The sequence below is a fragment of the Pseudomonas sp. MS15a(2019) genome (assembly GCF_013277805.1).
In the GTDB taxonomy this organism is placed as follows: Bacteria; Pseudomonadota; Gammaproteobacteria; order Pseudomonadales; family Pseudomonadaceae; genus Chryseomonas; species Chryseomonas benzopyrenica.
On the sequence record NZ_VBTN01000008.1, the window covers coordinates 157,024 to 175,985 of the forward strand.

Annotated in this window: 18 protein-coding genes; 7 read left to right on the forward strand and 11 right to left on the reverse strand. The window is 65.3% G+C overall.

Going from position 1 to position 18,962, the window contains the following annotated elements:
- Window positions 1-4: 4 nt before the first annotated feature.
- The 5 genes from tssE to radC all read right to left on the reverse strand — a co-directional run bounded on the left by tssE (window position 5) and on the right by radC (window position 4,981).
- Entirely contained in the window at window positions 5-409 is a 405-nt protein-coding gene (tssE, locus tag FEZ61_RS12445; RefSeq protein ID WP_173148863.1) for a type VI secretion system baseplate subunit TssE, read from the reverse strand.
- Window positions 410-415: 6 nt separating this feature from the next.
- The gene (gene tssC, locus FEZ61_RS12450) at window positions 416-1,894 is read right to left on the reverse strand and encodes a type VI secretion system contractile sheath large subunit (protein ID WP_064307685.1); all 1,479 of its coding nucleotides are present in this window, start codon (window positions 1,892-1,894) and stop codon (window positions 416-418) included.
- A 14-nt stretch (window positions 1,895-1,908) separates the two neighbouring features.
- Complete coding sequence (gene tssB, locus FEZ61_RS12455; protein WP_064307686.1) at window positions 1,909-2,403, reverse strand: type VI secretion system contractile sheath small subunit; 495 nt, start codon at window positions 2,401-2,403, stop codon at window positions 1,909-1,911.
- Between the two features lie 29 nt (window positions 2,404-2,432).
- Window positions 2,433-3,968 (reverse strand): type VI secretion system protein TssA, encoded by a 1,536-nt coding sequence (gene tssA, locus FEZ61_RS12460; protein ID WP_173148865.1) that lies wholly within the window; start codon window positions 3,966-3,968, stop codon window positions 2,433-2,435.
- A 338-nt stretch (window positions 3,969-4,306) separates the two neighbouring features.
- Complete coding sequence (gene radC / locus FEZ61_RS12465; RefSeq protein WP_173148867.1) at window positions 4,307-4,981, reverse strand: DNA repair protein RadC; 675 nt, start codon at window positions 4,979-4,981, stop codon at window positions 4,307-4,309.
- A gap of 135 nt (window positions 4,982-5,116) precedes the next feature.
- On the opposite strand from radC, the gene coaBC reads away from it, so the two are divergent.
- From coaBC to argB, 4 genes are all read left to right on the forward strand, one after another.
- The gene (coaBC, locus tag FEZ61_RS12470; protein ID WP_068384506.1) at window positions 5,117-6,340 is read left to right on the forward strand and encodes a bifunctional phosphopantothenoylcysteine decarboxylase/phosphopantothenate--cysteine ligase CoaBC; all 1,224 of its coding nucleotides are present in this window, start codon (window positions 5,117-5,119) and stop codon (window positions 6,338-6,340) included.
- Window positions 6,333-6,788, forward strand: coding sequence for a dUTP diphosphatase (dut, locus tag FEZ61_RS12475; protein WP_068384508.1), 456 nt, complete (start codon window positions 6,333-6,335; stop codon window positions 6,786-6,788). The genes coaBC and dut overlap by 8 nt, the downstream gene beginning before the upstream one ends.
- 1,212 nt (window positions 6,789-8,000) lie before the next feature.
- Window positions 8,001-9,395, forward strand: coding sequence for a phosphomannomutase/phosphoglucomutase (algC, locus tag FEZ61_RS24260; RefSeq protein WP_197480243.1), 1,395 nt, complete (start codon window positions 8,001-8,003; stop codon window positions 9,393-9,395).
- A gap of 74 nt (window positions 9,396-9,469) precedes the next feature.
- On the forward strand, window positions 9,470-10,372 hold the full coding sequence (gene argB / locus FEZ61_RS12485) for an acetylglutamate kinase (RefSeq protein WP_017639223.1): 903 nt from the start codon (window positions 9,470-9,472) through the stop codon (window positions 10,370-10,372).
- Window positions 10,373-10,433: 61 nt separating this feature from the next.
- Here the strand turns inward: argB and FEZ61_RS12490 are convergent, their stop codons facing one another.
- The 4 genes from FEZ61_RS12490 to pyrE all read right to left on the reverse strand — a co-directional run bounded on the left by FEZ61_RS12490 (window position 10,434) and on the right by pyrE (window position 13,371).
- A complete protein-coding gene (locus FEZ61_RS12490) occupies window positions 10,434-11,285 on the reverse strand; it encodes a DUF1989 domain-containing protein (RefSeq protein ID WP_017639224.1) in 852 nt (283 codons plus the stop codon).
- A 15-nt stretch (window positions 11,286-11,300) separates the two neighbouring features.
- On the reverse strand, window positions 11,301-11,966 hold the full coding sequence (locus FEZ61_RS12495; RefSeq protein WP_017639225.1) for a GntR family transcriptional regulator: 666 nt from the start codon (window positions 11,964-11,966) through the stop codon (window positions 11,301-11,303).
- Window positions 11,967-12,109: 143 nt separating this feature from the next.
- Window positions 12,110-12,706: a DUF4124 domain-containing protein gene (locus tag FEZ61_RS12500; protein WP_068384510.1), complete on the reverse strand. Its 597-nt coding sequence runs from the start codon at window positions 12,704-12,706 to the stop codon at window positions 12,110-12,112.
- Between the two features lie 23 nt (window positions 12,707-12,729).
- Window positions 12,730-13,371, reverse strand: a complete 642-nt coding sequence (gene pyrE / locus FEZ61_RS12505) for an orotate phosphoribosyltransferase (protein WP_017639227.1) — start codon at window positions 13,369-13,371, stop codon at window positions 12,730-12,732.
- A gap of 80 nt (window positions 13,372-13,451) precedes the next feature.
- Here pyrE and FEZ61_RS12510 point away from each other — a divergent pair, with 80 nt between their 5' ends.
- Window positions 13,452-14,231, forward strand: a complete 780-nt coding sequence (locus FEZ61_RS12510; protein ID WP_007160046.1) for an exodeoxyribonuclease III — start codon at window positions 13,452-13,454, stop codon at window positions 14,229-14,231.
- 58 nt (window positions 14,232-14,289) lie between these two features.
- On the opposite strand, the gene FEZ61_RS12515 is transcribed toward FEZ61_RS12510, so the two are convergent.
- Together FEZ61_RS12515 and FEZ61_RS12520 are read right to left on the reverse strand one after the other, a co-directional pair.
- A complete protein-coding gene (locus FEZ61_RS12515; RefSeq protein WP_017639228.1) occupies window positions 14,290-14,718 on the reverse strand; it encodes a universal stress protein in 429 nt (142 codons plus the stop codon).
- Window positions 14,719-14,799: 81 nt separating this feature from the next.
- On the reverse strand, window positions 14,800-16,158 hold the full coding sequence (locus tag FEZ61_RS12520; protein ID WP_173148871.1) for a PAS domain-containing methyl-accepting chemotaxis protein: 1,359 nt from the start codon (window positions 16,156-16,158) through the stop codon (window positions 14,800-14,802).
- Between the two features lie 216 nt (window positions 16,159-16,374).
- Between FEZ61_RS12520 and glyA the strand changes: the two genes are divergently transcribed.
- Both glyA and FEZ61_RS12530 read left to right on the forward strand, forming a co-directional pair.
- Window positions 16,375-17,628, forward strand: coding sequence for a serine hydroxymethyltransferase (gene glyA, locus FEZ61_RS12525; RefSeq protein ID WP_017639230.1), 1,254 nt, complete (start codon window positions 16,375-16,377; stop codon window positions 17,626-17,628).
- 78 nt (window positions 17,629-17,706) lie between these two features.
- Window positions 17,707-18,957 (forward strand): sarcosine oxidase subunit beta family protein, encoded by a 1,251-nt coding sequence (locus tag FEZ61_RS12530; protein ID WP_017639231.1) that lies wholly within the window; start codon window positions 17,707-17,709, stop codon window positions 18,955-18,957.
- Window positions 18,958-18,962: the final 5 nt, after the last annotated feature.

Genomic DNA, 18,962 nt, shown 5'->3' on the forward strand with positions numbered 1-18,962 from the left:
AGACCTATCCCTGGCTGACCTTGACCTGACCGCTGCCATCCAGGCTCGCGGTGAAACGGACGGGGCGATGCTGACCGTCGAGTTCGAGCTGGCCCTCCAACGCGAAGGCCAGGGTGGTGCCCTCCCGTGGCAGGGGCAGCACCTTCACGTGCGACAGACGCGGCTCGTAGGTGGCGATGAAACCTTCAATGGCCAGTCGCGCCTGCTGTAGCGAGTCGTGCAGTGACAGACGCAGGTCGTTGAGATCGGGCAATCCGTAGTCGGCCTGGGTCGGTACGCTGCCGGCGCGGGTACTGAGCATCTTTGCCAGGTGCGCTGCCACCGAGGCGCTCAGGGCCTCGAAGGGCGAACCCTGGGCGCGCGCGGCGTGGGTGCCGGCCAGACGTTCGAACAGACTGCCGTAGCTCATGGCCCGTTACTCCTTGTCCAGCTTGCCGACCAGCGACAGGGTGAAATCGGCGCCCTGATACTTGAAGTGAGGTCTCACGCTGAGGCCGACGCGGAACCAGCCCGGATTACCCTCGACATCACTGACGCGGATGCTGGCCGCGCGCAACGGCCGGCGGCCGCGTACCTCGGCGCTGGGATTCTCCTGGTCGGCGACGAACTGGCGGATCCACTTGTTGAGTTCCAGCTCGAGGTCGGTGCGCTCCTTGGTGCCACCCAGCTGCTCGCGCTGCAGCACCTTGAGGTAGTGCGCCAGGCGGCTGACGATGAACAGATAGGGCAGCTGGGTGCCGAGCTTGTAGTTCAGCTCGGCGGCGCGGCCTTCTTCGCTGTTGCCATAAAACCTGGGCTTTTGCGTGGAGCAGGCGGAGAAAAAGGCGGCGTTGTCGCTGCCCTTGCGCATGGTCAGGGCGATAAAGCCAGCATCGGCCAATTCGTACTCGCGACGATCGGAGATCAGTACCTCGGTGGGTATCTTGGTCTCGATCTCGCCCATGCTTTCGAAATGGTGCAGCGGCAGGTCTTCCACCGCGCCACCGCTTTGCGGACCGACGATATTCGGGCACCAGCGGTACTTGGCGAAGCTGTGGGTCAGCCGGGTGGCGAAGGCGTAGGCCGTGTTGCCCCAGAGGTAGTGGCCATGGCTCTGGCTGACGTTCTCGCGGTAGGCAAAGGTCTTCACCGGATTCTCTTCCGGATCGTAGGGGGTGCGCAGCAGGAAGCGCGGCAGGGTCAGGCCGATGTAGCGGGCATCTTCCTGTTCGCGAAAGCTCTGCCATTTGGCGAATTGCGGACCGTCGAAGTGATCCTTGAGATCCTTGAGGTCGGGTAGCCCGGTAAAGCTTTCCAGGCCAAAGAAGCGTGGGCCGGCGGCGGCGATGAAGGGGGCATGAGCCATGGCCGAGACCGCCGCCACCTGTTGCAGGGTACGGATATCCGGCGCGCTGGGATCGAAGTCGTAGTTGGCGATGATGGCGCCAACCGGCTCACCACCGAACTGACCGAATTCAGCGGTGTAGACATGCTTGTAGAGGCCCGACTGGACGATATCCGGCGAATCCTCAAAGTCTTCCAGCAGGTCTTGCTTGGAGACGTTGAGCATCTCGATCCGGTTGTTTTCACGGAAATCAGTGCGCTCCACCAACAGGCGCAGGCCGCGCCAGGCCGCTTCCAGCGACTGGAATTGATCGTGGTGCAGGATCTCGTCGACCTGGCGACTGAGCTTCTCGTCGATCTCGGCGATCATGCGGTCGACCAACGCCTTCTTTACTGGCTGCTGGGCGTTGTGCGGCTTGAGCAATTCTTCGATGAAGGCGGAAATGCCGCGCTTGGCCACGCCATAGCTTTCATCGTGGGGGGCCAGGCGGGTCTCGGCGATGATGCGGTCGAGAATGCCGCTGTCTTCGACAACGTCGGTAGCGGGTTGCGGGAGCAGGGTGGCGGTCATGGTGATCTTCCTGATCAAAGGTCTTGAGTCGACAAGCCGAGTTCGCCAAGCACCGTGGCTCGGGCGACCGGATCGGCAAGCACCTGTTCGATGGCCTTGCGGAAGGCCGGGGTGTTGCCGAGTGGTCCCTTGAGCGCCACCAGGGCATCGCGTAGATCCATCAATTGCTTGAGCTCGGGGACCTGCTGCACCAGGCGCGCCGGGCTGAAATCGGCCATGGCCTTGAGCTCGAGCCGGATGGCCAGGTCGTCTTCGCTGCCCTCCTGTAGGCGATTGGGCACCGCCAGGGTCAGGCCCAACTGCTGCTTGGCCATGACCTCGTCGAAGTTGTCCTTGTCGACCGCCACCGGCTTGCGGTCTTCAAGCTTGCGGTCGTCGGCGCGCTGGGTGAAGTCGCCCAGCACCATGAGCTTGAGGGGCAATTCCAGTTCTTCTTCGGCACCGCCGCTGGCGGGCCGAACCGTGACGTTGATGCGCTCCTTCAGGGCAACCGAGCCTTCTTTGGCCATGTGTTTCTCCTTGAGTGTGAGGACGAACCTCAGTCGAGTGCCGCCTCGAGATCGAGGCGGCAGAGTCGGGGGCGCAGCTGTTGCAGCTGCGCCCGGCTGTCAGCGATTGCAGGCAGGGCTTCCAGGCACAACCGGCGGCTCCGGAGGATCTCCAGGGCCAGCTGTGGCTCCCAGCGCGTCAGCAAGGCGCTGTGTTCGGCGTCCAGCTCGACGAGCTGGAAGTGCGCCAGTTCGAACTGGCGGGCCTGAATCAGCAACTGGACACCGGCCAGGTCCCAGAGCAGGCGCTGGCGTTCGCCCTGGGCGCTGCGGCGGCCCTGCTGCAGGTGACGCACGGCGCTCTTGAGGCCGCCTGCACGCAACTCCACCAGGGCTTCGGCAAGCGCTTCGCTCCAGGCGTCCTGACGTGCTTCGCTCGCGGCGGCGGGTTGCGCCCCGGTCGACGCGGTCAGACCGGACAGCCAGAGCCGGGTCTGGGGATCGGCAAAGGGTTGGCCGTCGTGAAAGGCCAGGGCTTCGATGCCCGGCAGGCGCTCCAGCAGCAACAACAGCGGCCACTCGATTTCCCGGCAGGCCGCCTGGGCACTCAGCGCCTGCAGGCATTCCCAGGCCAGGCGCTGACCATCCAGCCAGAAGGGCGCGCGTGCCAGGCTGATCTCCAGTTCGCCAAGCAGCGTGGCGACATCGCCCGCTGCCTGACGCTCCTGGAAGAACCTCAGGCGATCAGCCGGCAAACCCCGTAGCCCGGTGATGCCTTGGGCATCGTGGGCGGGCAGGCTGTCGATGCCGCCCCAGAGCAGGGCGCGATTCAGGCGCAGGGCGCGTTGATCGCCAGCACGCTGGCGCAGCCACCAGTTGCTCAGCGTCCGAGCGCCTTCCTGCAGCTGGCGTAGCAGGCGATGGGCGTCCTTGTCCGATTCCAGCGGACCCTGGAGTGCTTGAGCGGCCGCAACCGGGGTGGACGGGAGGGACGCGGTGGGGGATTCCACCGGCGCGGTGGCCTGAACCTGACGCCGCCGTTGTTCGTCCAGGCGCCGCACCAACGGCACCAGCAGCGGCGCGGCCTCACCCAGGCGCGGCTGCAGTAGCGCCTCCAGCTGGCCGAGTTGGGTACTGAAGGTCTGTAGCCAGGACGCTTCCAGGGTAGTCAGGGTGGGGGTATCGAAGACGCCTTCCAGACGGATCTGAAGCCAACCGAGAGCCGCTGCGCGGGTACGTTCCTTACGGGGATGCAGATCCTCCCAGTGGGTCTCCAACAGTCGCTCAAGCAGAGCTAGACCGGCCTCCAGACCGGTCCAGTTGCGGGTGCAGTACAGCGCCCAGGTCAGCCAGACGGCGACCCGCAGATCTTTGGAGTGCTCACGCAAGAAAGCCGTCGCCTGCTCGGCGGTGGTGGCCCAGTCCGGCGTGACGTCGCGATGCAGCGCCTGGGTGTTCTGGCAGACCGCTTCGAGTCGCTCGAACTCGGAACTATAGCGGCGATCTTCGCCGGCGAAGTTGTCCGCGGCTATAGGGTGGTCGGCAACGGCTATATAATTCTGGGCGAGCGAAGATAATAAAGTCATCCATGACCTCACGAGGTTTGAAGTTCCAATCCTTGAACTTCTTGGGGCGAAAATCGCTGGGGCAATTTTCGCCCGCTGTCAGGCAGCTAATGACTCAGCCTGCCTGCGATGTGCATCCTAGAGCGGTTTTTTGAGCTTTGGTAGCGAAAAAATTGTGACCCAGCGCTAATTTTTCCGCCGAGCTTTCAATAAAAAAATAAGCCTATTTATTGGAGTGACAAAAATTGTCCAAATTAAACCCATAAAAGTGACGGTCATCGTCAGTTTTAAAATGTTAAAATTTTATAATTTTAAAGTTAGGCTTTTAGTTGGATGGAAGTGCTCGCTTCAGAACGAGGTTAGAGCCACCCATATTCCGCCATCGACAAGGGCTCTCCATCCCCCACGATGAAATGATCCAGCACCCGCACATCGACCAGCGTCAGGGCGTCCTTCAGGCGCGTGGTGAGCAGACGGTCGGCCTGGCTGGGTTCGGCGATACCGGAGGGGTGGTTGTGGGTGAGGATGACGGCGGCGGCGTTGTGGGCGAGGGCGCGCTTGACCACCTGGCGGGGGTAGACGCTGGCGCCGTCGATGGTGCCGTGGAACAGGGCTTCGAAGGCTAGCACCCGGTGGCGGGTGTCGAGGAACAGGCAGCCGAAGATTTCGTGGGGTTCGTGGCGCAGGCGCGCCTTTAGATAGTCGCGGACCTGCTGGGGGCTTTCCAGCGCCGAGTCGCGCTTAAGGCCTTCGGCCAGGTGGCGGCGGCCCATTTCCAGCACCGCCTGCAGCTGGCTGTACTTGGCCGGGCCGAGGCCGAGGTGGGTGCTGAAGGCGGTGAGGTCGGCCTCCAGCAGGGCCCTCAGGCTGCCGAATTCCCCAAGCAACTGGCGGGCGAGGTCCACCGCGCTTTTGCCGGCCACGCCGGTGCGTAAAAAGATCGCCAGCAACTCGGCGTCGGTGAGGGCCTGGGCGCCCTGTTCCAGCAGTTTCTCCCGCGGCCGTTCCTGGGCCGGCCAATCCTTGATGCTCATGGGCGCTCCTTGTCTGGCGGGGCGTCTGCGTCCTGCAGGCGCTGTGCTATCTTAACCGGATCATTCGCGGGTGCGCGCAGGCCTCGATTGGCCGTGCGATGCCCGTTCTAGACGGTTCGAGAACGGAAAGGCTATATGCAGCGGCTCCATCGTAAACGCATCGTGCTGGGCGTCGGAGGTGGCATCGCCGCTTACAAGAGCGCTGAGTTGGTGCGCCGCCTCAAAGATCAGGGCGCCGAGGTGCGGGTGGTACTGACCCGCGGCGGGCGCGAATTCATCACGCCGCTGACCCTGCAGGCGCTGTCCGGGCTGCCGGTGCACCTGGATCTGCTAGATCCGGCCGCCGAAGCGGCCATGGGGCATATCGAGCTGGCCCGCTGGGCCGATCTGGTGCTGGTCGCGCCGGCCACCGCCGATGTGATGGCGCGCCTGGCCCAGGGCGTGGCGGACGATCTGCTCACGACGATAGTGCTGGCCACCGATGCCCGGGTCGCCCTGGCACCGGCCATGAACCAGGCCATGTGGCGCGATCCGGCCACCCAGGCCAATGCCGAGCTCCTGCGCAGCCGTGGCATCAAGCTGTTCGGCCCGGCCAGCGGTAGCCAGGCCTGTGGCGACGTCGGCCCCGGCCGGATGCTGGAAGCCACCGACCTCGCTCAGCTCGCTGCCGACTGCTTCCAGCGCCTCGACCTGACCGGTCGCCACGTAGTCATCACTGCCGGCCCGACCCAGGAAAACATCGACCCGGTGCGCTACATCACCAACCACAGCTCCGGTCGCATGGGCTTCGCCCTGGCGGAAGCGGCGGCGGAGGCGGGCGCTCGCGTCAGCCTGGTGAGCGGCCCGGTGCACCTGCCGACCCCCGACCGCGTCGAGCGCATCGACGTGATCAGCGCCCGCGACATGCTGGCCGCCTGCGAGGCGTTGATGCCCTGCGACGTGCTCATCGCCTCGGCGGCGGTGGCGGACTATCGCCCCGAGGTGATCGCGCCGCACAAGCTGAAGAAGGACCCCACCCGCGGTGACGGCCTGCTGCTGGAGCTGGTGCGCAACCCGGACATCCTCGCCACCCTGGCGGGGCGCCCGGATCGGCCCTTCAGCGTCGGCTTCGCCGCGGAAACCCAGAATCTGCTGGAGTACGCCCAGCGCAAGCTGCGCGACAAGAATCTCGACCTCATCGTCGCCAACGATGTGGCCAATCCGGCCATCGGCTTCAACAGCCAAGACAATGCGGTCACCGTGATCGACCGTGGCCTGCACGAGATCCGCTTCGAGCAGACCAGCAAGAGCAAGATCGCCCGCCAGCTCATCGCCCTGATTTCCACCCATCTCAAAGATACCGCCCAGAACCATGCATAGCCTTCAAGCCAAGATCCTCGACCCGCGCCTGGGGCGCGATTTCCCGCTGCCGTCCTACGCCACCCCCGGCTCGGCCGGCCTCGACCTGCGCGCCATGCTGCAGGAGGAACTGGTGCTGGAGCCGGGCCAGACCGCGCTGATCCCCACCGGGCTTGCCATCCATGTGGCCGATCCGTCGCTGGCGGCGCTGATCCTGCCGCGCTCGGGACTGGGCCATAAGCACGGTATCGTGCTGGGCAATCTGGTCGGTCTGATCGACTCGGACTACCAGGGCGAACTCATGGTCTCCTGCTGGAATCGCGGCCAGACCACCTTCACCGTGAGCATCGGCGAACGTATCGCCCAGCTGATGCTCGTACCTGTGGTCCAGGCGCACTTCGACATCGTCGAGAACTTTACCGAGACCGAACGGGGTACCGGCGGCTTCGGGCACTCCGGTACCCGCTGACGCCAAACATGCAAGGCGCGCCGTGACATAAAGGAGAAGAACGGCATGGCAAGGGGCAAGAACGGCAAGGATGTGCGCAAGACGGCCCCTCGGGTCGCGGGCTTGCCCGGCATGGGCGCGGGGCTGCTGCTGGCGCTCGCTGGTCTGCTGCTGGCCGCGCTGCTGCTGTGGTTCCTGGTGTTGCAGCCGCAGGGCGCGCGCAACCAGGAGCAGCAGGCGGACCAGGCGCTGCAGGCCCAGGCGGCCTCCCTCAATCAGCTGCTGGTCGGTCTGACGCGACGGCTGCAGGGCGTCGCCGGGGATGCCCTGGTGCTGCAGGCGCTCCAGGGCGATGACCCCGCGGCGCGTGCGACGGCGGAAAGCCAGCTGCGCGAGCGCCTCGGCGTGGTCGATGTGCTGGTGGTGCCGGCCGGCATGCGCCAGATCGAAGACGACCGTCCCGGTCCCCTCAACTATGCCGCCCTCGATCTGCTCAAGCGCCTGGAAAGCGGCCAGCGGACCCCACCGGAAGCCTATCGCCTGGGGGATCGCTGGCTGGTCTACAGCGCCCAGCCCATCCGCCGCGGCGATCAGTTGCTCGGCAGCGCCGTACTGGTGGAAGCGCTGCCGGCGGTGCTGCAGGGCTGGGCCACGCCGCCGGCGAATGTCGGCCAGTGGCGCCTGCTGCAGCAATTTCCCGGTGGCGGTGTGCAGGTACTGGCCAGCGGCGGCAGCCCCGGTGATCCGGCGCTGATGCGCCGGCTCGCCACCGGCAGCCCGCTCTGGACGCTGGAACTGGCACCGGCCGCCGAGGCCGGCGCCGATACCCCGGTGGGCCTTCCCCTGGTAGCGCTGCTGCTGGCGCTGTTCGGCGTGCTGGCGGGCTTTTGGCTGTTTTCCCGGGAGCTGTCACGCCGGCTCCGTGACGACGTCCGCAGTCTGACGGCCTATGCCGAGGAACTTGAATCCAATCAGATAGCCAAAAGCCCGACTTTGCGCCTGGCGGTAATGGAACCCGTGGCCAAGTCGACGGCCCGATTGGCCAGCCGATCGGCCGGGTCGTCGCCGGACCTATATGCTGCGGCACCTAGCGATGCCGTGGCCAAGACCCTGGCGGAGTTTGCCGACAGAGGCCGCGTTCAACAGAGCGAGCCGTTGTTCCAGACCACCGACATCCTCGATATCAGTATCCTCGACGAAGACCAGGATCTCCTGGGATTGGAGAAACCCCCGATGAGCACTACCCCGCAAGCCCCCCAACTCAACGCCAGCATCTTCCGCGCCTACGATATCCGTGGCGTGGTCGGTGACTCCCTGACCGCCGAAGCCGCCTACTGGATCGGGCGCGCCATCGGCTCGGAGAGCCTGGCGCGTGGCGAGCCCAACGTGGCCGTCGGTCGTGACGGCCGCCTGTCCGGCCCCGAACTGGTCGCCCAACTGATCAAGGGCGTGGCCGACAGCGGCGCCAATGTCAGCGATGTCGGCATGGTGCCGACCCCGGTGCTCTACTACGCAGCCAACGTGCTCGAAGGCAAGTCCGGCGTCATGCTGACCGGCAGCCACAATCCGCCGGACTACAACGGCTTCAAGATCGTCATCGCCGGCGAGACCCTGGCCAACGAATCCATCCAGCGTCTGCGCGAGCGCATCGAGACCGGCGACGTGGCCAGCGGCCAGGGCCAGATCAAGCAGGTCGACGTGCTCAAGAGCTATGCCGACTACATCCGCAACGACGTGGTGCTGGCCAAGAAGCTCAAGGTGGTGGTGGACGCCGGCAACGGTGTCGCCGCGGTCAATGCCCCCCAGCTGATCGAATCTCTGGGCTGCGAGGTCATCCCGCTGTTCTGCGAGGTGGACGGCAACTTCCCCAACCACCATCCGGATCCGGGCAAGCCCGAGAATCTGGAAGACCTGATCGCCAAGGTCAAGGAAACCGGTGCCGACCTGGGCCTGGCCTTTGACGGTGACGGCGACCGCGTCGGCGTGGTGACCAACGAAGGCAAGATCATCTATCCCGACCAGCTGCTGATGCTGTTCGCCAAGGACGTGGTTTCCCGTAATCCGGGCGCCGACATCATCTTCGACGTCAAATGCACCCGCCGTCTGAACAACCTCATCGCCGGCTACGGCGGTCGTCCCATCATGTGGAAGACCGGCCACTCGCTGATCAAGAAGAAGATGAAGGAAACCGGCGCCCTGCTGGCTGGCGAGATGAGCGGCCACGTGTTCTTCAAGGAACGCTGGTTCGGTTTCGACGACGGCATCTACAGCGCCGTGCGCCTGCTGGAGATCCTCAGCCAGGAGAAGCACAGCGCCCAACAGGTGTTCGATACCTTCCCGGTAGACATCTCCACCCCGGAGATCAATATCCAGGTGACCGAAGAGAGCAAGTTCGGCATCATCGAGACCCTGCAGCGCGACGCCCAGTGGGGCGATGCCCAGATCACCACCCTGGACGGCGTTCGCGTCGATTACCAGAACGGTTGGGGTCTGGTGCGTGCGTCCAACACCACGCCGGTGCTGGTGCTGCGCTTCGAGGCGGAAACCCTCGAGGAGCTGGAGCGCATCAAGACGGTGTTCCGCAAGCAGCTGCTGGCGGTGGAGCCGGATCTGAATCTGCCGTTCTGACCTCGGGTCAGCGGTAGCACAGAGGGCGCCTAGGCGCCCTTTGTCTTTTCTTAGTCGACCTTGAGAGGTGAGCCATGACCCTGAGCCGCGAGGATGCCTCGCACGTCGCCGAGGTGCTGTCCGAGGCGCTGCCCTATATCCGCCGGTTCGTCGGCAAGACGCTGGTAATCAAGTACGGCGGCAACGCCATGGAGAGCGACGAACTCAAGGCCGGCTTCGCCCGTGACATCGTGCTGATGAAGGCGGTGGGCATCAACCCGGTGGTGGTGCACGGCGGCGGTCCGCAGATCGGCGACCTGCTCAAGCGCCTGTCCATCGAGAGTCACTTCATCGACGGCATGCGCGTCACCGACGCCCAGACCATGGATGTGGTGGAGATGGTCCTGGGCGGCCAGGTCAACAAGGACATCGTCAACCTGATCAACCGCCATGGCGGCAAGGCCATCGGCCTGACCGGCAAGGATGCGGGTCTGATCCGCGCCACCAAGCTCAAGGTCAGCCGGCAGACGCCGGAGATGACCAAGCCGGAGATCATCGACATCGGCCACGTGGGCGAGGTCACCGGGGTCAACATCGACCTGATCAACATGCTGGTGCGCGGTGACTTCATCCCGGTCATCGCGCCCATCGGCGTGGGTCCGGACGGTGAGTCCTACAACATCAACGCCGACCTGGTGGCAGGCAAGGTGGCCGAGGCGCTCAAGGCCGAGAAGCTGATGCTGCTGACCAACATCGCCGGCCTGATGGACAAGCAGGGCCAGGTGCTCACCGGGCTGTCCACCGAGCAGGTCAATTCGCTGATCGCCGACGGCACCATCTACGGCGGCATGCTGCCGAAGATCCGCTGCGCGCTGGAAGCGGTGCAGGGCGGCGTGCAGAGCGCCCACATCATCGATGGCCGGGTGCCCAACGCGGTGCTGCTGGAAATCTTCACCGACGTCGGCGTCGGTACGCTGATTTCCAACCGCAAGCGCTGAGTGCTTTCGGTCGGACCCAGAAACGGCGCCCCAGGGCGCCGTTTTTCATTGCTGCCGGAACCTACTGTTCCCAACTGGCCTTGGGCAGGGTCAAGCCGTGCTGGCCGTTGTAGGCCGCTCGCTTGGGCGATTCCCAGCCCTGCAGCAGCTCTTCCTCGACCCGATAGATCTCCACCCCCAGTGGACGGCAGACCTTGAGCGGGTCCTCGGCATCGGGCCCCCACATCGCCAGGGACAGATCGCCGCCCGGGCAGGTGGACAGGGCGCAGAGCACGTCGATCTCGGCGAAGAATTCCAGGTAGTCGCCGGGCTTGGCCGGGCAGGCCTTCATGAAGTACAGGTCGTCGTGGTTGAGGCCGGTGCACTGGAAGATGTTCAGCACATCGTGGACGTCGAATTCGGTGAGGCCGTGGGGCAGCACCGCGCGAGTCAGATTCGAATGGCAGTGGTGGTGGAAGTCCTCGCCGGTGAGCATCTTGTTGACGTAGGGGTCGCAGCGGGTGCCCAGCAGGTCATGCAGGCGGCCGCCGTGTTCGTCGATGCCATAGCTGGCCAGGCTGTCGTCGGTGATGGTCAGCAGCGGCCGCAGGAAGGGCAGGTTGGACCAGAGCCGATCGTAGGTGCTGACATGGGCACCCTGCAGTTGCCGGGTGCGCGCGGCCCACATCCGTTCGCGTGGATCCTCGGCGTTCCAGACGTTGAAGTCGCCGACCTGGGGGCCGTGCGGGGTGGTGACGCGGAACAGATGGCCCGCCGGGACCTTCCAGGCACGGCCGGTGCGGATCGGAATCTCGAATTGCTCGATCAGGGTGCGCCCGTCCTTGCGTTCACGCAGCCGATCATAGAAGGCCTGATCGACCTGCAGGGCGGAGCCCTGGGTGGACTGGTAGGCAGCGGGGTAGTCCTTGTACATGGGAGGTCTCCTCGGTCAGAGCGGCCTGGCTGCGCTGAGCAGATCCAGCAACCGGTTTTCGGAATCGTCGAGATAGCTGGCCATGGCCTCGCCGGCCGCCTGGCGCTGTCCGGCGCCGAGCAGGTCGTGGATCTGGCGGTCACGGGCTGTCCAGGGCCGCTGGAAGTGTTCCTCGTCGGGCGCGAGGGAAAACAGCAGGCGCATCTGGGCGGCGACGGTGGCGAAGAATTCATCGAACAGCGGGCTGCGCAGCAGGCCGACGATGTGCTGATGGAAATGCAGGCCGTGGGTACCGAGGGCGCGCCAGTCTTCCCGCGACTGCGCCAGCTCGGCGGCCTCCAGGGCATCCAGCATCCGATCGGACTGGTATTCGCGCAGCGGGCGGCTGGTGAGGATGGCCTGCAGTTCCAGGGTGCGGCGCACGGTGAAGAGGTCACGCACCTCGGCCAGGCCCAGGCGCCGCACCATCACCCCCTTGTGGCGCACATAGGTGGCCAGGCCCTCGCGATCCAGCTGGTGCAGGGCTTCGCGGATGGTGTTGCGCGAGGCGTTGTAAGCCTTGACCAGTTCACTCTCGACCAGCGCCGTGCCGGGCAGCAGGCGACCGCCGATGATGTCTTCACGCATTTCCAGCAGCAGCTGAGCCCCCAGGGGCAACTCGCCGGCGTCTTTACCACTCATGAATCTTCACGCCCGATTGTTCAACAATGTGTTGAAAACCGTTTTGCACGGTGCGTGCCAGAATCTGGCTTGAAAGAGTCAGGGAGTTCGTCGCTACCCAGGTGGCAACGGCCGGATACGACCAGGTAGCGGATTCTGCAGGACTAGCGATTCGCGCCCTGAGCCGCTTCCAGTCGCTGCATGCGCGCACGGTCGGCGTCGAAGGCAGCGCTGGTGCTGCTGCGCAGCTCGTCGAAGCGCTGCAGATCGGCCTGCAGACGCACCTGATCGGCCGCCGCGGCGTCGAGGCGGGCCTGCAGATCGGCCGGGAGCGCCTGGCCATTGCGCTGCTGTACCGCCGCCTGCTCCATCAGTTGGCTCTGCAACTGGCGCGTGGCTTCCAGGTTGGCCTTCTTGATCTGCAGCAGGCCGTCCAGCTCGGCCAGCTTGCGCGCCTTGGCGCGGTCGACGTCCTCGACATTGCTGTAGAGCCTGCGCAGCTGGCCATCGACCAGGGCCTGCTGGCGCTCGCGTTCACGGCGGTCGAGTTCGGCGGCGGGCAGTGCCGGGGCGACCTTGCGGATCACCCGGCCCTGCTCGTTGAGCACGTCGTAGCCCTTGCCGGCGTATTCCGGCGGCACGCCTTGGCGGTCGATGACCAGGGTGCCGTTGCGGTCCAGATAGCGATACAGCTCGGCCGCCTGGCCGGCCAGCGGCAGGGCGATGAGCAACAGACTGGCAGCGGCGCGACGTACGACCATGACCGTCTCTCCTGGGCTGACGACTAGATACCGTATTGAGCGCGATAGTCCTGGACGGCGGGCAGGTGACGCTTGAGCTCGGCGTCCTCGGCCAGGTATTCGAGCACCTGGTCCAGGGCGACGATGCTGAGCACCGGGATGCCGTAGTCGCGCTCGACTTCCTGGATGGCCGACAACTCGCCGCGGCCACGCTCCTGGCGATTCAGGGCGATGAGCACCCCGGCCGCGCTGGCGCCCTGGCCGTCGATGATCTGCATGACCTCGCGGATGGCGGTGCCCGCGGTGATGACGTCATCGATGATCAGCGCCCGACCGGTCAGGGGCGCGCCCACCAGCAGGCCGCCCTCGCCGTGGTCCTTGGCTTCCTTGCGGTTGAAGCACCAGGGCACGTCGCGGCCGTGGTGCTCGACCAGGGCCACCGCCGTGGCCGCGGCCAGGGGGATGCCCTTGTAGGCCGGGCCGAAGAGCACGTCGAAGGGCAGGTTGGCCTGCACCAGCGCATCGGCATAGCAACGGCCGAGCTGGGCCAGGGCCGCACCGCTGTGGAACAGGCCGGCGTTGAAGAAATAGGGGCTGATACGACCCGATTTCAGGGTGAATTCACCAAAGCGCAGAACTCCGCGCTCGATGGCGAAACGAATGAAATTACGCTGATACGCCTGCATATAAGTCCTTGCGCGGCTTGTATTTAGCTAAACCGGTTTAGCTCGGGTATCATACATCCACGATTTTTTGGGGGCCATTTATGCGGATCATCAGCTTGAACGTCAATGGTATTCAGGACGCTGTGGAGCGGGGCCTGTTGCCCTGGCTCAAGGCGCAGAATGCCGACGTGATCTGCTTGCAGGATACGCGCGCCTCTTCTTACGACATGGACGATCCGGCCTATGCGCTGGAAGGTTACATCCTCTATGCCTGCGACGCCGAAGTGCCGTCCCAGGGCGGGGTCGCACTCTATACCCGGGTCCAGCCGAAGGCGGTGATCAGCGGCCTGGGCTTCGAGTCCTGCGATCGCTTCGGTCGCTATCTGCAGGCGGACTTCGACAAGGTCAGCATCGCCAGCCTGCTGCTGCCCTCGGGCAAGCGCGGCGACGAAGACCTGAACATGAAATTCAAGTTCATGGACGACTTCACCCACTACCTGAACAAGCAGCGCCGCAAGCGTCGCGAGTACATCTATTGTGGCTCGCTGTATGTGGCGCACCAGAAGCAGGACGTGAAGAACTGGCGCGATTGCCAGCAGATCCCGGGCTTCCTGGCCCCCGAGCGGGCCTGGATGGACGAGGTGATCGGCAACATGGGCTATGTGGATGCCCTGCGCGAAGTGAGTCGCGAAGGTGACCAGTTCAGCTGGTGGCCGGACAGCGACCAGGCCGAGCACCTGAACCTGGGCTGGCGCTTCGACTACAACATCCTCACCCCGGGTCTGCGCCGCTTCGTGCGCTCGGCGCGCCTGCCGCGGCAACCGCGCTTTTCCGAGCACGCGCCGCTGATCGTCGACTACGACTGGACCCTGAGCATCTGATCCACGCGGTGCCCGGAAACGAAAAAACCAGCCCAGTGGCTGGTTTTTTGTTGGGCGGCTATTTCACCAGGATCACCGGCAAGGGCACCTGGTGCACCACGCGATGGGCCACCGAGCCGAGCAGCAGGCCACTGAGCGACCCCAGGCCGCGGGTGCCCATGACCACGGTGTCCACCTCCAGGCGCCGGGCCGTCTCGCCGATGGTCTCGGCGATGCTGCCGAAACCGACATGGGTCTGGGCCTCGATACCGGCTTCGAGCAGGGCCGGGCGCGCCCGCACCAGGATGTCTTCGGCCTTGTCCTGCAGGCTGCCGCGCCATTCGCGCAGGATGCGGTCGTCGAAGGGCGCGCCGTAGATCTCCGGCTCGTTCTGCACGTTGAGCAGGTGCAGCTCCAGCGACAGCCCGGCCTTCACCAGGTCGAGGATGTAGCGCAGGGCGTTGTCGGCGCTGGGGGAACCGTCGTAGGCGACCAGGACATTGTGCATGGGGCATCTCCACGAGAGGGGTATGCCTTCATGCTAGACCCTGGCTGTCAGAGGCGCTTGATCCCGATCAAGCCCGCGCTCTCAATGCCCCACCCAGTTGCGCGCGCCCTTGGGAATCACCTCGGATTCGTCCAGCTTGCTGGCGAACATGCTCACGGCTTCCACGGCGTCGCTGGCGCCATCGCGGATCTGCACGATCACCGCACCGGCCTGATCGGCCAGCTCGACGCCCTTGGCCGCCCGGCCCTGGGTGCTTTCCATGCTGGCGACCGCCTGCTGGGTTTCGCTCAGGATCCGCCCGATCATCTCGGCGATCTCCGCCGTGGCGCTACTGGTGCGTCCTGCCAGCTGGCGGACCTCGTCGGCGACCACGGCGAAGCCACGGCCCTGGTCACCGGCGCGCGCGGCCTCGATGGCGGCGTTGAGCGCCAGCAGGTTGGTCTGGTCGGCGATGCCGCGGATGGTGTTGACGATGGCGGTGATCTGTTCGGAGCGCTGGCCCAGCTGTCCGATCACCTCGGCGGAGGCGCTGACGTTGTGGGCGATCTCGCGCATCTCGCCGGCGGCCGCCTGGATGATCCGGGTGCCGTGCTCGGCGACCTTCTCGGTCTCGGCGGAGATGTGATAGGCCCGCGAGGCGCTGCGGCCGTCGCTTTCGTGCTTTTCCACCCGCTCGCTGATGTCGCTGGCGTACTTGACCACCTTGTATAGCCGGCCGGTGGCGTCGTACACCGGGTTGTAGCTCGCTTCCAGCCAGATCACCCGGCCGTGCTTGCCCAGGCGCTTGAACTGGCCGCGAAAGAATTCGCCGGCGTTGAGGCGGCGCCAGAAGTCGGCGTATTCGCTGCTGTTGACCAGAGCCGGTTCGCAGAATAGCCGATGCTGCTGGCCCTGGAGCTCCTTCAGGCTGTAGCCCAGAGTGGCCAGGAAGTTGTCGTTGGCGTCCAGGATACGTCCGTCCAGGTCGAACTCGATGCGCGCCAGGGCGCGGTCCAGCGCCTTGAGCTTGCTTTGGGCTTCGCTGTCGCGCTCGACCTGGGCGGTGATGTCGAGGGCGTACTTCACCACCTTGGCGATCTTGCCGCTGCTGTCGGGTACCGGGTTGTAGCTGGCTTCCAGCCAGAGGGTACGGCCCTGGGCGTCCAGGCGCTGGAAGGTGCCGGAGACGAAGTCACCGCGTTTCAGGCGCGCCCAGAAATCGCCATAGTCGCGACCCTGGACCACGGCGGCCGGGCAGAGTCGGCGGTGCTGCTGGCCGACCAGGGCGTCGGCGCGATAGCCGGTCAGCCGGAGAAAGTTGTCGTTGGCGCGCAGGATGGTGCCGTCGAGATCGAACTCGATCACCGCCATGGAACGCTCCAGTGCCAGGGTCAGGCCCTGGTTGGCGTGCAGCTCGGCTTCCAATCGGGCGATGGTCTTCTTGTAGTGGGCGTTGAACATGGCGGAGCTCGCTGGCCGGTAGAGGTGATACGTCTACTTATCGGCGCGGATCAGAGCGACTTGACGGGATCCGGCGAACGGCAGAACCCACCTGTTGAGTGGCTGTCGCAAACGCGCCGGCCCGGGGCGTAAACAGGCATCTTGGGGGTTGGGGCCGGGCCTACCATCGCGGCCAAGGGGGTGGTTTTCACCGCCACAGACTTTAGGAGCGCCGCGATGTTCAGCAAGCAGGACCAAATCCAGGGCTACGATGATGCGTTGTTCGCCGCCATGGGCGAGGAAGCGCGGCGCCAGGAGCATCACCTGGAACTGATCGCGTCCGAAAACTACACCAGCCAGCGCGTCATGGAAGCCCAGGGCAGCGTGCTGACCAACAAGTACGCCGAAGGCTATCCGGGCAAGCGCTACTACGGTGGCTGCGAGCACGTCGACAAGGTCGAGCAGCTGGCCATCGAGCGCGCCAAGCAGCTGTTCGGCGCCGACTATGCCAACGTCCAGCCGCACTCCGGCTCCCAGGCCAACTCGGCCGTCTACCTGGCGCTGCTGCAGCCCGGCGACACCATCCTCGGCATGAGCCTGGCCCACGGCGGTCACCTGACCCACGGCGCCAAGGTCAGCTCCTCCGGCAAGCTCTACAACGCGGTGCAGTACGGCATCAACACCGACACCGGGCTGATCGACTATGACGAGATCCAGCGTCTGGCCGAAGAGCACAAGCCCAAGATGATCGTGGCGGGCTTCTCCGCCTATTCCAAGACCCTGGACTTCCAGCGCTTCCGCGACATCGCCGACAGCGTGGGCGCCCTGCTGTTCGTCGACATGGCCCACGTGGCCGGTCTGGTCGCTGCCGGTGTCTATCCGAACCCGGTGCCCTTCGCCGACGTGGTGACCACCACCACCCACAAGACCCTGCGTGGCCCCCGTGGCGGCCTGATCCTGTGCAAGGCCAACGCCGACATCGAGAAGAAACTCAACGCCGCGGTGTTCCCGGGTGCCCAGGGTGGCCCGCTGATGCACGTCATCGCTGGCAAGGCGGTGTGCTTCAAGGAAGCCCTGGAGCCGGGCTTCAAGACCTACCAGCAGCAGGTGATCAAGAACGCCCAGGCCATGGCCGGCGTGTTCAAGGCCCGCGGCTTCGACGTGGTCTCCGGTGGCACCGACAACCACCTGTTCCTGGTCAGCCTGATCAAGCAGGGCATCACCGGCAAGGATGCGGACGCCGCCCTGGGTCGCGCCTGCATCACCGTGAACAAGAACGCCGTGCCCAACGATCCCCAGTCGCCCTTCGTGACCTCGGGTCTGCGCATCGGTACCCCGGCCCTGACCACCCGTGGCCTGGGCGTCAGCGAAAGCGAGCGCGTCGCCGGCTGGATCTGCGACATCCTCGACCACCTCGGCGATGCCGATGTGGAAGCCCAGGTGGCGCGCCAGGTGGCCGCGCTGTGCCGCGACTACCCGGTTTACCGCTAGTCGCCGCGCGCCTGACGCAACCCTTATCCAACCCCTTTTCTCCTCGCGGAAAGGGGCGTCGTCTGCAGGAGTCTCCAGATGCAACGCTATTCCGGCTTCGGCCTCTTCAAGCACTCCCTGAGCCATCACGAGAACTGGCAGCGGATGTGGCGTACCCCGACGCCCAAGCCGGTCTACGACGTGGTCATCGTCGGCGGTGGCGGTCACGGTCTGGCTACCGCCTATTACCTCGCCAAGCAATTCGGCGTGAAGAACGTCGCGGTGATCGAGAAAGGCTGGCTGGGCGGCGGCAACACCGCACGCAACACCACCATCGTCCGCTCCAACTACCTGTGGGACGAGTCGGCGCACCTCTATGAGCACGCCATGAAGCTGTGGGAAGGCCTGTCCCAGGACCTGAATTACAACGTCATGTTCTCCCAGCGCGGCGTCTACAACCTCTGCCATACCCTGCAGGACATGCGCGATTCCGAGCGCCGGGTCAGCGCCAACCGCCTCAACGGCGTGGACGGCGAGCTGCTCGACACCCGCCAGGTGGCTGAGGAGATTCCCTACCTGGATTGCAGCAAGAACACCCGCTATCCGATCTTCGGCGCCACCGTGCAGCGTCGCGGTGGTGTGGCCCGTCACGACGCCGTGGCCTGGGGCTTCGCCCGCGCTGCCGACGCCCTGGGCGTCGACCTGATCCAGCAGACCGAGGTCACCGGCTTCCGCAAGCAGGACGGCAAGGTGATCGGCGTGGAAACCAATCGCGGTTTCATCGGCGCCCGGCGCGTCGGCGTGGTCACCGCGGGTAACTCCGGGCACATGGCCAAGCTCGCGGGCTTCCGCCTGCCGCTGGAATCCCACCCGCTGCAGGCGCTGGTCTCCGAACCGATCAAGCCCATCATCGACAGCGTCATCATGTCCAACGCGGTGCACGGCTACATCAGCCAGTCCGACAAGGGCGACCTGGTGATCGGCGCCGGTATCGACAGCTGGGTCGGCTACGGCCAACGCGGCTCCTACCCGGTGATCGAGCACACCCTGCAGGCCATCGTCGAGATGTTCCCGATCCTCTCGCGGGTACGCATGAACCGCCAGTGGGGCGGCATCGTCGACACCTCGCCCGACGCCTGCCCGATCATTTCCAAGACCCCGGTGGAGAACCTGTTCTTCAACTGCGGTTGGGGTACCGGCGGCTTCAAGGCTACACCCGGCTCGGGCAACGTCTTCGCGGCGTCCCTGGCCTCCGGCGAGATGCATCCGCTGGCCAAGCCCTTCTCCATCGACCGTTTCCACACCGGCGCGCTGATCGACGAACACGGCGCAGCGGCCGTCGCCCACTAAGGAGC